This window comes from Streptomyces hoynatensis, from assembly GCF_003626535.1.
Classification (GTDB): domain Bacteria; phylum Actinomycetota; class Actinomycetes; order Streptomycetales; family Streptomycetaceae; genus Streptomyces; species Streptomyces hoynatensis.
Map to the genome: position 1 here is coordinate 464,720 of NZ_RBAL01000002.1, position 12,690 is coordinate 477,409.

Genomic DNA, 12,690 nt, shown 5'->3' on the forward strand with positions numbered 1-12,690 from the left:
GGTATGAAAGTAGGGGTGGGCGGGTCTGCGGCGCAAGGGGATAACGTACCGAGCGGTACTGAACTGGAGAGGAGAAGCCCATGCCCGGTGGCCGGCCGCGCACCTTCGACCCGGACGCGGCGCTCGACCGCGCCCTTGAGGTGTTCTGGACCCACGGCTACGAGGGCGCCTCGCTGACCGGGCTCACGGGCGCGATGGGCATCAACAAGCCCAGCATGTACGCGGCTTTCGGCAGCAAGGAGGAGCTGTTCGCCAGGGTGCTCGGCCGCTACGTGCGGGGCCCGGCCGCCTTCGCCGGGGCGGCGCTTTCGGCGCCGACGTTCCGCGAACTGGCCGAGCGCCTGATCCTGGGCAGCGTCGAGCTCACCGCGGGCGGGGGCACCCCGCGGGGGTGCCTCGCCGTCAAGGGCGTCCACGCGTGCGGTCCGGGGGCCGGGCGCGCCCGGCGTGAGGCGGCCGCCGTCCGCGAGGCCGCCGCGGCCGCGCTGCGGGAACGCCTGGCGCAGCTGGAGGACCTGCCCGCCGGGGCCGAACCGGCGGCGCTGGCCCGGCTGCTGCACACGATCACCGACGGCATCGCCGTCCAGGCGGCCTCCGGCGTGCCGCGCGCCGCACTGGAACGCGTCGCCGCTTCCGCGCTGCGCCTGCTGCTCGGCGACGGCCGGCCGGAGCGCTGAGCCCGAGGCGCCGCGGCCGGGCGCGCCCCCAGGCCGGGGCGCCGGCGCGCGGCCGGGTCACGCCCCCGGCTTCGGGTCGGGGCGCGTCCGCCTGGCGTAGGCGCGGGCGGCGCGCGCCCGGTCGCCGCAGCGGGTCGAGCACCACTGCCGGCGGCCGTGCCGCAGCAGGTAGCGGTTGCAGGGAGGGGAGCCGCAGCCGGTGAGGCGGCCGGCGTCGGGGCCGGTGAGGAGGTCGGCGGCGTCGGCCGCCAGGGTCGCCAGGGCCCGGTCCAGGATCTCGTTCGTGGGGCACCGCACCGCGCGGTAGGGGCCGCGCACCTCGTCCCAGTGCAGCAGGGCGGCGGCGGGAGCCCGGCCGAGGGCGTCGTTGACGGCGGACAGCGCCGCGGGCAGCGCGGGCAGCCCCGCGACGCGGGAGGCGAACAGCGACCTGAGGTGCTCCCGCAGGGAGCGCAACTGCGCCGCGCACACCTCCCGCACGCCGGCGTCCTCCGGCGCGAGCCCGTGCGCGGTGAGCCAGCGGTTCGCGGCCCCCGGAGTGCCCAGGAGATCCACGAAGTGCCCCCCGGGGAGCGCGACGGCGCTGTTGACGAAGTCGAGGGCCGGGTAGTCCCCCGCCCCCGGCGCGGGGGGCGGCGCGGAGGGGCCGGTCGGGACCTGAGACATGACTGTCATGGTACGGGTTGCGCTCATCCGTGAGACCCCTCTATCGTTCTCACGGAATACTCGCCTTCTATCCGTGAGGTTTTCATGGCCGGTGCCGGCACGTCCGCCCCGTCGATCCCCGTCCGCGTCCTGGGCGGCCCGACCGCCCTCTTCGCGTACGGCGGCCTGCGCTTCCTGACCGATCCGACCTTCGACCCGCCCCGCCGCTACGAGGTGCCTGGCGGCTCGCTGACCAAGACGGCGCCCCCGGCCGCCGCGCCGCAGGACCTGGGCCGGATCGACGCGGTGCTGCTCTCGCACGACGAGCACCCGGACAACCTGGACGCGTCGGGCCGGGCCCTGCTCGCGAGCGTCCCGCTGACGCTGACCACGCCGGGCGGCGCCGGCCGCCTCGGCGGAGGGGCCAGGGGGCTGGCCGACTGGGAGCAGGCCGAACTGGAGCGCCCGGGCGGCGGCACGGTCCTCGTCACCGGCGTGCCCGCCGTCCACGGGCCCGGCGGGCGGGAGGAGGTCGAGCCGGTCACCGGCCAGGTCGTCGGCTTCGTCCTGACCGGCGAGGGCCTGCCCACGGTCTACGTCAGCGGCGACAACGCCTCCCTCGACGCGGTCAGGGCGATCGCCGAGCGGTGCGGCCCCGTGGACACCGCCGTCCTGTTCGCCGGGGCACCCCGCATCCCGGTCCGCTTCGGCGGCGCGCCGCTCGTCCTGGACAGCGCGCAGGCCGCCGAGGCCGCAAGGATCCTGGGCGCCCGCCGGGTGGTCCCCGTCCACTACGACCAGTGGTCGCACTTCACCGAGGGCCGGGACGACCTGGCCGCCGCCTTCACCGCGGCCGGCCTGCTCGACCGCCTGGACTTCTGCGACCCGCGCTGACCGCGGCCCGCCGGGACCGGGCGGGGCGGCGCGGCCCTCGTTTGCCGGGCGGCGCGGCGGGCACCCGTGGCGCGTCCCGGCGGGACTCGCCCGAGAACCGGCCGGGAACGGGACCCGCGAGCGGAGAGGACGGCGGAGAGGGCATGGGAGAGCACGGCTCACGCGCCGAGGCGAAAACCGGCGGCACGGGCCACGGCCCCGGCCTGCTCGGCGTCTACCTCAACGACCACCTGGCCGGCGCCACCGGCGGGCTGCGGCTCGCCCGCCGCATGACCGGCCCCCGCGCGAGCGCGGAACCCGGCCCCGAACTGCGGGAGATCGCGGCCGAGATCGCCGAGGACCGCGCCGCGCTGCTCGGCATCATGCGCCGCCTCGACGTGCCGGTGCGGCGTTACAAGGCGTACGCGGGCGGCGCGGCCGAGCTCGCCGGGCGGCTGAAGCCGAACGGCCGGCTGCTGCGCCGCTCGCCGCTGGCCGGCCTCGTCGAACTGGAGGCCCTGCGCCTGGGCGTCACCGGCAAGGCCGAGGCGTGGAGCGTGCTGCGCGAACTGGCCGCCTCCGACGCGCGCCTGGACTCGCGGCTCCTCGACGAACTGCTCGCCAGGGCCCTGCGCCAGGGCGAGACCCTGGATCGGCTCCGCGCCGAGCGCGCGCGGGAGCTCTTCGCCCCGGCCTGAGCGCCGTGCGCGCCGCGGCAAGCGCCGCGCACGCCGCGACCGGGCGGCGCCCGGCGGCCCGGATGGCGGCCCGGCGCGGCGGCTTATCCGATATGCAGGAATGACGCGCATATTTCCAAGGGGCCGCATCTCCGCCGAAAGAGGGTCGTTGGTAGGGATGTGACCACACCAGACATGGCCGGGCGCCTGTCCGTGCGCGAGCCCGAGCCGAAACCCCAACCTGACTGCTGTCACGACCTGCTGGACGAGTTGCTCGCCTCCCTGCAGCAGATCAGGTCCGAAATGGAGGAACGTTTGGCCGCGATCGAGCGGGGCGCCCCGCGGTGATCGACGACCCCCGGTACCTCCCGCCCTTCACCCCGCCCCGCCAGGGACCGCTCGCGGAGCACGACCTCCCGGGGGACCCCACGGCCCTGCCGATGGTCGCGGACTTCACCTGTTCCTCGGTGCACATCCCCCGCCCCCGCAGGCACCGCGGGCCGCGCGCCAGGCCCCCGCGGCGCCCCGCGGGCAGGCCGCGCTGGCCGCTCCTGGCCGGCGGCCTGCTGGCCGCCTGCATCACCCTGCTGGCCGCCGCGCTCAGCGCCCTCGCGGGCGTGCTCAGCTACGCCCCGCTGCGGCACGCGGCCAGCCTGCGCACCTCGCCCTCGCTGACCGCGTCCTGGCCGCTGCTGATCTACGGGCCCTGGCTGGTCGCCGCGCTGTCCGTGCTCCGCGCCGCCCTGTACCGGCGCGGGTCCACCCACTCCTGGTGCGTCGTGCTGCTGTCCTCCGCCCTCGCCGTCGTGCTGTGCGTCGCCCAGGCCCCCAGGGAACCGCTCGGCCTGGCGGTGGCCGGGCTCCCGCCGCTGTCCGCGCTGGTCGCCTTCCAGCAACTCGTGTGCCAGGCCACCCTCCTGCATCCGCCGCGCGGGGGCAGGAGCCGCGGCAGGCCACGCCGCGGTGCGGAGGAGGGCGAGGGGGGCGGCGCGCAGGCAGGCGTCCCCGGGCCGGCCCCCGGGGAGCAGGCGGCCGCCGGCACCCCGGCCGGAGGCGCAGCCGGGTACGGCACCAGGCGGGCAGCCGGGTACGGCACCGGGCCGGGGGGCGCCGGGCCGCCGGGCGGGATTCTCGGCCGAACTCCCAAGGGAATGTAGGGATTTCACCGCGCCGCTGCCCCTCTCCGCGGCGCCCGCGCCCCCACTAGCATGCGCGGCATGAGGGATGACCTGCCCGGCAGCGATCCACACGAGCCGCTCGCCGCCCGGATCTGGACCTACTGGCTGGGCGGCACCGAGCACTTCCCCGTGGACCGCAGGGCGGCGGACCGGTTCGCGCGGACCTTTCCCGACATCGTCGAACTCGCCCGCGTCGGGCGCTACTTCCTCGGCCGGGTCGTGCGTTTCCTGACCGTGGAGGCCGGGGTGCGGCAGTTCCTCGACATCGGCCCCGGCCTCCCCACGGCCGGGAGCACGCACCTGGTGGCCCAGCGCCTGACCCCCGGGGCGCGCGTGCTCTACGCGGACAACGATCCCGCGGTGCTCGCCCACGCCAGGGCCCTGCTCGACGAGCCGGGCGAGGGCGCGACCCACTACGTCGCCGCGGACCTGCGCCGGCCGGAGACGATCCTCGACGCCGCCTCCGCCACCCTGGACCTCGACCGGCCGGTCGGCCTGCTGCTGATGGGCGTGCTGGCGTACGTGCCGGAGTACGAGGAGGCCAGGTCCCTGGTCAAGACGCTGCTCGACGGCCTGCCGCAGGGCAGCTACCTGGCGCTCAGGGACGGCGTGGACACCCACCCCGGCTACGTGCGGGCGATGCACCACCACAACGCCGTGGCGGCCACCCCCTACCACCTGCGCACCCCGGAACAGCTGGCCGGATACCTCGACGGGCTCGAACTCGTCGAGCCGGGCGTGGTGCCCTGCCCCCAGTGGCGGCCCGACCCGGCGCCCTGGCCGCGGCCCGAGGTCGCCCTGCTCGGCGCCGTGGGCCGCAAGCCCTGACCGCCCCAGGGGCCGCCGCGGCTCAGCCGACGGCCTCCGCGCCCTCCTCCGGCCCGGCGGCCGGGGCCCTCTCCTCCCGTGCCAGCAGGGCGAGTTCGGCGTTGAACTGGGCGCCGGTCAGCAGGCTGAGGTTCGACACCCACAGCCACACCAGGAAGACGATGATGCCGGCCAGCGAGCCGTAGAGCCGGTTGTAGGTGCCCACGCCCGAGGCGTAGAGGGCGAAGGCCGCGGAGGCCACCAGCCACAGCAGGACGGCGAGCGCGCCGCCGGGCACGCCGCGCGCCGGGACGCCCCCGTCGGCCGGTCCGGTGCGGAACAGGACGAGCACCAGGCCGGTCACCAGCACCACGAGCAGCGGCCACTTCAGCAGGTTCCACGCGGTGGTCCCCGCCTCGCCGAAGCCGAGCAGCCGCCCTATCGTGCGCGCCGCGCCGCTGGTCAGCACCAGCACCGTCGCGCTGCCCACCAGCAGGGCCAGCAGGCCGAGCGCCCACAGGAGCGTGCGGGGGATGGCCCGCCACGGGGGCCTGCGGTCGACCAGCCCGTGCATCGCGTGCTGCACGCGCCGGAAGACGCTGAGGTAGTTGTAGGCGGAGACCAGGGCGCTGAGCCCGCCGACCACCGTCACCAACCAGGCGGAGGAACGCTCCTGGGCCAGGTCGTGCAGCGTCGTGGTCACCTCGCCCCTGGACTCCGCCGGAAGCAGCGCGCTCACCTGGCCGATCAGCTCCTGGCCCGCGCCCGGGTCGGCGAGCCCCACCACCGAGAGCGCCACGAACAGCGTGGGGAAGACCGCGAGGACCGAGTAGTAGGTGAGGGCCGCCGACCAGTGGTCGATGTCGTCGCGCCACATCGACACGGGGGTGCGGCGCAGCGCCACCGTCCACTGCGCGGGGACGGAGCGCGCGGTGGGCACCCCGGGCTCGGTCGGCAACTCTTCTGGCATCGCTCACCTGGTCGGTCCTGGCCCCCCGTTCGGCAGGGAACACGATGCCATCCCGCCGCCCGCCCGCTCGCCACGGCCCGCCTCCGGCGGCGGCCCCCGGGAACGTTCCCGCCCGGTGTGCGGCGCGCGCCGGCGCGGGTCACGATGGAGGGGCGGAACGCGCGCCCGGCCGCAGAACGCCGGGCGCGGTGCGGGGCGAGCCGCCGTGAACGCGACGTGAGTGGCCGCGAGTGGCCGCGAGTCCGTGACGTTGACGCGAGTGGCCGCGAGTCGCCGTGGCGTTGACGTGAGTGGCCGCGAGAAGGGAGGCGCGCCGTGGCGAAGGCGCACGAGGAGGTCTGGAACGTGCACATCGCGATCGGCGGCGACGGGAGGATGACCCGGGCGGAGGCGCGCCTGGAGGGCAAGCCGGACACCGTGCTGGTGAGCGAGGGCACGGCGCGCGCCAATCCCGAGGACGAGAACGTCCCCGCCATCGGCCGCGAACTGGCCGTCGCCCGCGCCCTGTCGGAGCTCTCCCACCAACTGCTGCACGTCACCATTCAGGACATCGAGGGCCACACCCACCAGCGCGTCACGCGGCTGCGCGACGTGTGAGCTTGCCCACCAGCCGGCGCGGCCGGTCCCGGCCGGGCCGGCGACCGCGGGCGCGAACCGGCTGGCAGGGCCGCCGCACCGGCCCGCGGAGCGCGGTGCGGGCGGCGGCGGGAGGCCGCCCGGGCGGAGTAAATCCGCGCGAGAACGCCGGTGTGATCGTGGGATGATTGAGTCGATCGTGACGAGTCACCGGAGAGGTGCATGAACCAGCCCGGCCAACCCCAGACGGCCGTACCCAGTCCCACCCCGACGCCCCGTTCCACCCCGAGCCCGGCCCACCGGCCGGCAGCCTCCCCGACCGCACCCCCCGGCGGCAGCCCCGCCGCCACCAGGCCCCAGCAGGCACGGCCCGGCGAACCCGGGCGAACGCGCTGGAGAAAGCCCTCCCCGACGCCCCAGGCGTCCCCGACGCAGCGCCGCCTTCGGCCCGCGTCCTCCGGAACCTCACGAGCGGCGCAGCTCACCGGCAGGGCGAGGGCCACACTCGTGTTCACCCTCATTCTCGGCAGCCTCTCCGCGCTGCCGGCCCTGTCGATGGACATGTACCTCCCGGCGCTGCCCGACGTGGGCGACGCACTGGGCACCGGGGCCTCCACCGCCCAGCTCTCTTTGACCGCCTGCCTGCTCGGACTCGGCCTCGGCCAGCTGGTCATCGGCCCGATGAGCGACCAACTCGGCCGCCGCTGGCCGCTGATCGCCGGCATGTCGGCGTACATCGCGGCCTCGCTCGCCTGCGCCTTCGCGCCCAACATCGAACTCCTCACCGGCTGCCGGTTCGTCCAGGGACTCGCCGGCTCGGCGGGCGTCGTCATCTCGCGGGCCGTGGTCCGCGACCTGTTCGACGGCGTCACGATGGCCCGCTTCTTCTCGACGCTGATGCTGGTCTCCGGCCTCGCGCCCATCCTCGCGCCGGTGTTCGGCGGGCAGCTGCTGCGCTTCACCGACTGGCGCGGCATCTTCCTCACGCTGTCCGTCGCCGGGGCCGCGCTGGTGCTCGTGGTCGCCCGCTGGCTGCCCGAGACCCTGCCGGCCGGGCAGCGGGACACCGGCGGCGTGCCGGTGGCGCTGCGCGCCATGGGCGGGCTGTTCCGCGACCGGGTGTTCGCCGGCCACCTGCTGGTCGGCAGCCTCACCTTCGCCGCGCTGTTCGCCTACGTGGCCGCCTCGCCCTTCGTGTTCCAGGAGATCTACGGCGCCTCGCCGCAGACGTTCAGCATGCTGTTCATGGCCAACTCGATCGCCCTGGTGGCCATGAGCCAGGTCAACGGGAAGCTGCTGATCGGCCGCGTGGCGGGCGAGCGGGTCATGGCCGTGGGGCTCGCGCTGGTCACCTGCTCCGCCCTGGCGCTGCTGGTGATGACCAGCGGCCTGTTCGGCAAGGCCGGGCTCTTCCCCGTCGCCGCCGGCCTGTTCGCGCTGATGGGCTCGATGCCCCTGGTGCTGCCCAACGCCAACTCCCTGGGCCTGGACCGGGCCGGGCACGCGGCGGGCTCCGCCTCCGCGCTGCTCGGCGCCTCCGCCTTCTTCGTCGGCGCGATCGCCTCCCCGCTGGTCGGCATCGCGGGCGAGGACAGCGCGGTGCCGATGGCGCTGGTGCAGCTGGGCTCCGTGCTGCTGGCCGCCCTGTGCTTCCTCACGCTGTGCCGTCCGCGGCGGGCCGCCCGCCGCGGCCCGCGGGCCCAGGCGGTCGCCGCCGGGCCTACACTGCGGCGGTGACCAGCACCTCCGACCACCTGCGCGCCGCCCTGGACGGGCTCCTCGACGGGCTGCCCACCCGGCAGGCCGCCGCCGCAGTCGACCGGCTGATCTCCGGGTACCGCTCCCGGGCCGGCGGCCCGGCCCCCGCGCTGCGGAACCGGGCCGACGCGGTGGCGTACGCCGCCTACCGGATGCCCGCCACCCACGAGGCGCTGGCCGCCGCGCTGCGGGAACTGGCCGCCGCGCTGCCCGGCTGGGCCCCCGCGAGCCACCTCGACCTCGGCGGCGGCACCGGCGCCGCCGCCTGGGCGGCGGCCGGGGTGTGGCCGGGGCAGCGGCACACCCTCGTGCTGGACGCGGCGGCGCCCGCCCTGGAACTCGGCCGGGAGCTGGCCGGGCGCGCGGCCGAGCCCGCGGTGCGGGCCGCGCAGTGGCGCCAGGAGCGGCTCGGCGAGCGGCCGGGACTGCCGGAGGCCGACCTGATCACCGTCTCCTACCTGCTCGGGGAGCTGCCGGAGGCGGTCGGGCAGGCGGTCGTGGAGGCGGTGGCCGGCGCGGCCTCCGCCGCCGGGGCCGTGGTGCTGGTCGAGCCGGGCAGCCCCGAGGGCCACCGGCGGATCGGCGCGGCCAGGGACCGGCTGCTCGCCGCGGGGCTGCGCCTCCTCGCGCCCTGCCCGCACGAGCGCGCCTGCCCCCTGGCGGAGGGCGACTGGTGCCACTTCGCGGCCCGGGTCGCCCGCTCCGCCGTCCACCGCAGGGTCAAGGGCGGGGTGCTGCCCTACGAGGACGAGAAGTTCGCCTATCTCGTGGCCACCCGGCTGCCCGCCGCGGCCCGCGAGGGGGACGGCCGGGCGGCGGCCCGCGTCCTGCGGCGTCCGCTGCTGCGCAAGGGACAGGTGCTGCTCGACCTGTGCACCCCGGAGGGAACGCTGCGCCGCGAGACGGTGACCCGCCGTGATCCCGCGCCCTACCGCGCCGCCCGCGACACCGGCTGGGGCGACACCTGGGGCTGACCCCCGCTCCCGCCTGCCCCGCCCCGCCTGCCCCGCCTCCCTCCCCGGCCTCCCCAGGCGCCCCTTCGCCGAACGCCGAAACCACCCGGCCCGGCCGCCGCCGCCGGGTCCGCCCGGCTCACCCGATTACCCATCCGTCCGGGGCACAGGGCAGGATGTGCCGTTACAGCGGAATAAAAAGCAGGTACCGCACGCTGCACAGCGGCAACAGCCGGAAGCGGCCTGGACGGCCAGGAAGGGACCGGAAAAGGACCGGAGGGGCCGGAAGGGCCGGGTCGCGGGCGAGCGGGCCGCAGCGCGAAGAGGACGTGAACAGAAGGGGTGGTGGGGGGTCCCATGGAACGCGAGAGCAGAAGGCCGCGGTGGTTGCGCCGGGGCGCCAGGGGGGCCGCCGCAGGCGCCGCCGCCGCCCGTGCCAGGGAGGAGCTGCTGCTCGCCGCCGCCGGGGCCGGGTTCCCGCTTGCCCCCGCCGCCAGGCCGCTTGAGTACGGCTGTAGCTGCGACCGGATCGGCTGTCCCACCCCGGGGCGCCATCCGGTCTCCCTGGCCTGGCAGACCCAGGCCACCACCGACCCCGAGCAGATCCTCCGCTGGCTGCGCGCCGACCCCGAGGCCAATTTCGTGACCGCCACGGGCGCCGCCCACGACGTGCTCGACGTCCCGGCCACCGCGGGCTACGCCGCCCTGGAGCGGCTGGCCGCCGAGGGCACCGAGGTGGGCCCGGTCGCGGTCGCCGACCCCGATCGCGTGCTGTTCTTCACCGCCACCCGGGGCACCCCGGACGACGAGGACGAGTGGTGGCCCTGCGAGCTGGACTGCCACCCGGAGACCATGGACGAGCACCCGGGACTGCGCTGGCACTGCCGCGGCAGCTACGTCCTCGTCCCGCCCTCGCGCGTACCCCCGGGGACCACCGGCGGGGTGCGCTGGCTGCACGGCCCCGAGCGCCCGCTGCCCGAGCCGTTGACCCTGCTGGAAGCCCTCACCGACGCCTGCGCCGCGCTCTTCGCCGAGGAGCCCGAGCAGGCCGCCGCCACCTGGCTGTGAGCCGGGCCGGGCGCGGCCGGGGCCCCGGCGCCCGCACGGCGGCGCCGCAGGCCCGCGGCGCCGCCCCGCGGCGGTGCCGCTACTCGCCCTCCGCGGTGATCAGGCCCGCCACCTCGCTGAGGATGTCGACCGGCCCGTCGCCCTCGGCCACCGTCGCCGTCTCGACCGCCAGCCGGTGCAGGGTCAGCGACTGCGTGGGCGTGCCTTCGAGCAGCGCCTCGACCTGCGCGTTGAGATTGAAGTGCTGGCCGGGCGCCAGCGTCTGCCGCTCGTCGTGGTGCATGGTGAAGAACACCAGCGCCCCGCCGTCCCCGGTGCGCATCGCCACCGGCGCGTAGTCCTCCTCCTCGGCGGGGGCGTCCTGGAACTGGACCTGGTAGGCCGGGCTGCTGTTGGCCTCCTCGCGCTCGTCGAGCACCTCGGTGGTGAACCGCCCCTCGCTGAACCGGCCTTCGCCGCCCTGCAGGTAGTCCGCGTAGGCGGCGCCCACCTCGTCGGGCGCGACGGCCAGGTCGGAGCCCGCGCGGCCGCCCAGCGGTATGTCCTCCAGGTAGCCGTCGTCGTCCTGCGCGAACTCCGGGACCCGCTCGGCCGGGAGCGTGGCCAGGTAGGACACCCGCCAGTCCTCGTCGATGCTGTTCCTGGTGAAGACCATCAGCCAGCGGTTCTGGTAGCCCCTCGGCTTGGTGTCGGCGACGAAGAACTTCGGCCAGCCCGCCTGCTGCGGGATGTGGAACTGGGTGTCGGTGAGCTCAAGCGGCTCGAAGTCCGGGTCGCCGTTGGGCTGTTCTGCGGCCCTGGCGGTCAGCCCTGCCTCGTCGATGGCGCCCAGCGGACCGGCCTCGATCTCGTCGTTCTGCTCGGCGTCGTAGTCCCGCTTGGCCTCGTTGTTGACGTCGACGTAGTGCTCCAGGGCCGCCTCCGCCTCGTCCTGCGTGGCGGCGGGCACCACGGCCTCCTCGCCGTGCACCGTCATGCAGCCGGAGAGACCCGCAGCCATCGCCAGGGACACGACCAGCCCCGCCGTGGTCGTCGCCAGCCGTCCTCGCAGCCGCATCGTGGGCCCTCCCCGTCGTTCTCGCTTCGGCTCACGCATCGTATCCGTGCTTCCGGCGCCGTGTTGCATGGGATGATGCCAGCCATCGTAGGCGGGGCGGGGGCGGGGGCCCCGGCGGAGTGCGTGCGGGCGAGGGGGCGGGCGATGACGGCCACGCGGGGGAGGGCGAACGGGGCGGGAGAACGGCCGGAGCGGTGGACCTACCGGGCCGCGCGCGACCGGCTCGCCGCCGCGCAGAAGACCGCCAAGGGCGTCTCCCTGTACTCGCGCCTGGTGAACCGGCCGCTCGGCCGGCGCCTCGCCGCCGCCGCCGGCGTGGCCGGGCTGACGCCGAACCAGGTGACCCTGCTCAGCGCGGCCTGCAGCTTCGGCGGCCTGGCGGCCCTCGCCCTCGCCGCGCCCTCCTGGCCGCTGGCCGTGGGCGTGTACGCCGCGCTCGTCCTCGGCTTCGCCCTCGATTCGGCGGACGGGCAGCTGGCCAGGCTGTACGGGGTGGCGAACCCGGCGGGGGAGTGGCTGGACCACGTGGTGGACTGCCTCAAGATCGTCGCCATGCACGCGGCCGTGCTGGTCACCTTCCACCGGCACTTCGCGCTGCCGGGCGAGGGCTGGCTGCTGGTGCCGCTGGTCTTCCAGCCGGCGGCGGTGCTGCTGTTCTTCGGCGGGCTGCTCACCGACAAGCTGCGGCCGAAGCCGGCGCCAGGCGCGGGCGCCGCCCGGCCCTCCACCCTCCGGGCGGTGGCCCTGCTGCCGGTGGACTACGGCGTGCTGTGCGGCGTCTTCCTGCTGCTCGGCAGCGAGCGGGCCTTCCGGTTCGGCTATGCGGCGCTGTGCGCGGCCTACGTGCTCTACTGCGCCGCGTTCTCCGTGCGGTGGTTCCGCGAGCTGTCCGCGCTCAGCACCGCCAGCGCCTCCCGCAGCTGAGTGCTGGAGGTGTGGACCGTGTAGGGGAAGTAGACGAGGTGTACGCCCACCGTGGCGAAGTCGCGTTCGAGCTTCTCGCCCTTGGGGGTGCCGCGCCAGTCGTCGCCCTTGAACAGCACGTCGAACCGCACCTGTTGCCAGGTCTCCAGCTTGTCGGGCACCGTCTCCACGAAGGCGGCGTCCACGTACCTGATGCTGCGCACGATCTCCAGGCGCTCCACCAGCGGGATCACCGGCGGCCTGCCCTTGGCCAGCAGCGCCATCTCGTCCGAGACGACGCCCGCGACCAGGTAGTCGCAGTGGCTTCGCGCGTGCCGCAGAATGTTCAGGTGCCCCACGTGGAAGAGGTCGTAGACCCCCGGTGCATAGCCCACTCGGTAGCGCGCGCTCGGCGGCATACTCCGCACCCCCCAGGCCGGCAGCAGTTGCCTCACGATAGCCCGAACGCCCCTTTCCCGACGGCCGATTGCCGACATCACGTGGCGCTCTGCGGATAGGCTGACACGCACGGTCGCCAGGCGGGCTGG

At 75.8% G+C, this 12,690-nt stretch carries 15 protein-coding genes; 11 read left to right on the forward strand and 4 right to left on the reverse strand.

Going from position 1 to position 12,690, the window contains the following annotated elements; genetic code table 11:
- The first annotated feature begins 80 nt into the window (after positions 1-80).
- Positions 81-677: a TetR/AcrR family transcriptional regulator gene (locus tag D7294_RS05510; protein ID WP_120676049.1), complete on the forward strand. Its 597-nt coding sequence runs from the start codon at positions 81-83 to the stop codon at positions 675-677.
- A gap of 57 nt (positions 678-734) precedes the next feature.
- Here the strand turns inward: D7294_RS05510 and D7294_RS05515 are convergent, their stop codons facing one another.
- Positions 735-1,343 carry a CGNR zinc finger domain-containing protein gene (locus tag D7294_RS05515; protein ID WP_120676051.1) on the reverse strand — a complete coding sequence of 203 codons (609 nt, stop codon included), beginning with the start codon at positions 1,341-1,343 and terminating at the stop codon, positions 735-737.
- Positions 1,344-1,427: 84 nt separating this feature from the next.
- Here D7294_RS05515 and D7294_RS05520 point away from each other — a divergent pair, with 84 nt between their 5' ends.
- From D7294_RS05520 to D7294_RS05535, 5 genes are all read left to right on the forward strand, one after another.
- The gene (locus D7294_RS05520) at positions 1,428-2,216 is read left to right on the forward strand and encodes an MBL fold metallo-hydrolase (protein ID WP_120676053.1); all 789 of its coding nucleotides are present in this window, start codon (positions 1,428-1,430) and stop codon (positions 2,214-2,216) included.
- A 143-nt stretch (positions 2,217-2,359) separates the two neighbouring features.
- Positions 2,360-2,893: a hypothetical protein gene (locus tag D7294_RS05525; RefSeq protein WP_120676055.1), complete on the forward strand. Its 534-nt coding sequence runs from the start codon at positions 2,360-2,362 to the stop codon at positions 2,891-2,893.
- 159 nt (positions 2,894-3,052) lie between these two features.
- The gene (locus D7294_RS31815; RefSeq protein ID WP_158674570.1) at positions 3,053-3,220 is read left to right on the forward strand and encodes a hypothetical protein; all 168 of its coding nucleotides are present in this window, start codon (positions 3,053-3,055) and stop codon (positions 3,218-3,220) included.
- Complete coding sequence (locus D7294_RS05530; protein WP_120676057.1) at positions 3,217-4,029, forward strand: DUF2637 domain-containing protein; 813 nt, start codon at positions 3,217-3,219, stop codon at positions 4,027-4,029. Before D7294_RS31815 ends, D7294_RS05530 begins: the two co-directional genes overlap by 4 nt.
- Positions 4,030-4,089: 60 nt before the next feature.
- Positions 4,090-4,878 (forward strand): SAM-dependent methyltransferase, encoded by a 789-nt coding sequence (locus D7294_RS05535; RefSeq protein ID WP_120676059.1) that lies wholly within the window; start codon positions 4,090-4,092, stop codon positions 4,876-4,878.
- A 22-nt stretch (positions 4,879-4,900) separates the two neighbouring features.
- On the opposite strand, the gene D7294_RS05540 is transcribed toward D7294_RS05535, so the two are convergent.
- Positions 4,901-5,827 carry a YihY/virulence factor BrkB family protein gene (locus D7294_RS05540; RefSeq protein ID WP_120676061.1) on the reverse strand — a complete coding sequence of 309 codons (927 nt, stop codon included), beginning with the start codon at positions 5,825-5,827 and terminating at the stop codon, positions 4,901-4,903.
- A 315-nt stretch (positions 5,828-6,142) separates the two neighbouring features.
- Here D7294_RS05540 and D7294_RS05545 point away from each other — a divergent pair, with 315 nt between their 5' ends.
- From D7294_RS05545 to D7294_RS05560, 4 genes are all read left to right on the forward strand, one after another.
- Positions 6,143-6,424, forward strand: a complete 282-nt coding sequence (locus D7294_RS05545; protein WP_277751067.1) for a DUF1876 domain-containing protein — start codon at positions 6,143-6,145, stop codon at positions 6,422-6,424.
- A gap of 201 nt (positions 6,425-6,625) precedes the next feature.
- Positions 6,626-8,140, forward strand: coding sequence for a multidrug effflux MFS transporter (locus tag D7294_RS05550; protein ID WP_120676063.1), 1,515 nt, complete (start codon positions 6,626-6,628; stop codon positions 8,138-8,140).
- Positions 8,137-9,135, forward strand: coding sequence for a small ribosomal subunit Rsm22 family protein (locus D7294_RS05555; protein ID WP_120676270.1), 999 nt, complete (start codon positions 8,137-8,139; stop codon positions 9,133-9,135). The genes D7294_RS05550 and D7294_RS05555 overlap by 4 nt, the downstream gene beginning before the upstream one ends.
- Before the next feature lie 336 nt (positions 9,136-9,471).
- Positions 9,472-10,182, forward strand: a complete 711-nt coding sequence (locus tag D7294_RS05560) for a bifunctional DNA primase/polymerase (protein ID WP_120676065.1) — start codon at positions 9,472-9,474, stop codon at positions 10,180-10,182.
- 79 nt (positions 10,183-10,261) lie between these two features.
- Here the strand turns inward: D7294_RS05560 and D7294_RS05565 are convergent, their stop codons facing one another.
- Entirely contained in the window at positions 10,262-11,239 is a 978-nt protein-coding gene (locus tag D7294_RS05565) for an SCO2278 family lipoprotein (protein WP_120676067.1), read from the reverse strand.
- A gap of 144 nt (positions 11,240-11,383) precedes the next feature.
- On the opposite strand from D7294_RS05565, the gene D7294_RS05570 reads away from it, so the two are divergent.
- A complete protein-coding gene (locus D7294_RS05570; RefSeq protein WP_120676069.1) occupies positions 11,384-12,163 on the forward strand; it encodes a CDP-alcohol phosphatidyltransferase family protein in 780 nt (259 codons plus the stop codon).
- On the opposite strand, the gene D7294_RS05575 is transcribed toward D7294_RS05570, so the two are convergent.
- Entirely contained in the window at positions 12,088-12,561 is a 474-nt protein-coding gene (locus D7294_RS05575; protein ID WP_120676071.1) for an FAD synthase family protein, read from the reverse strand. The two genes, D7294_RS05570 and D7294_RS05575, sit on opposite strands and share 76 nt — an antisense overlap.
- Positions 12,562-12,690 lie beyond the last annotated feature (129 nt).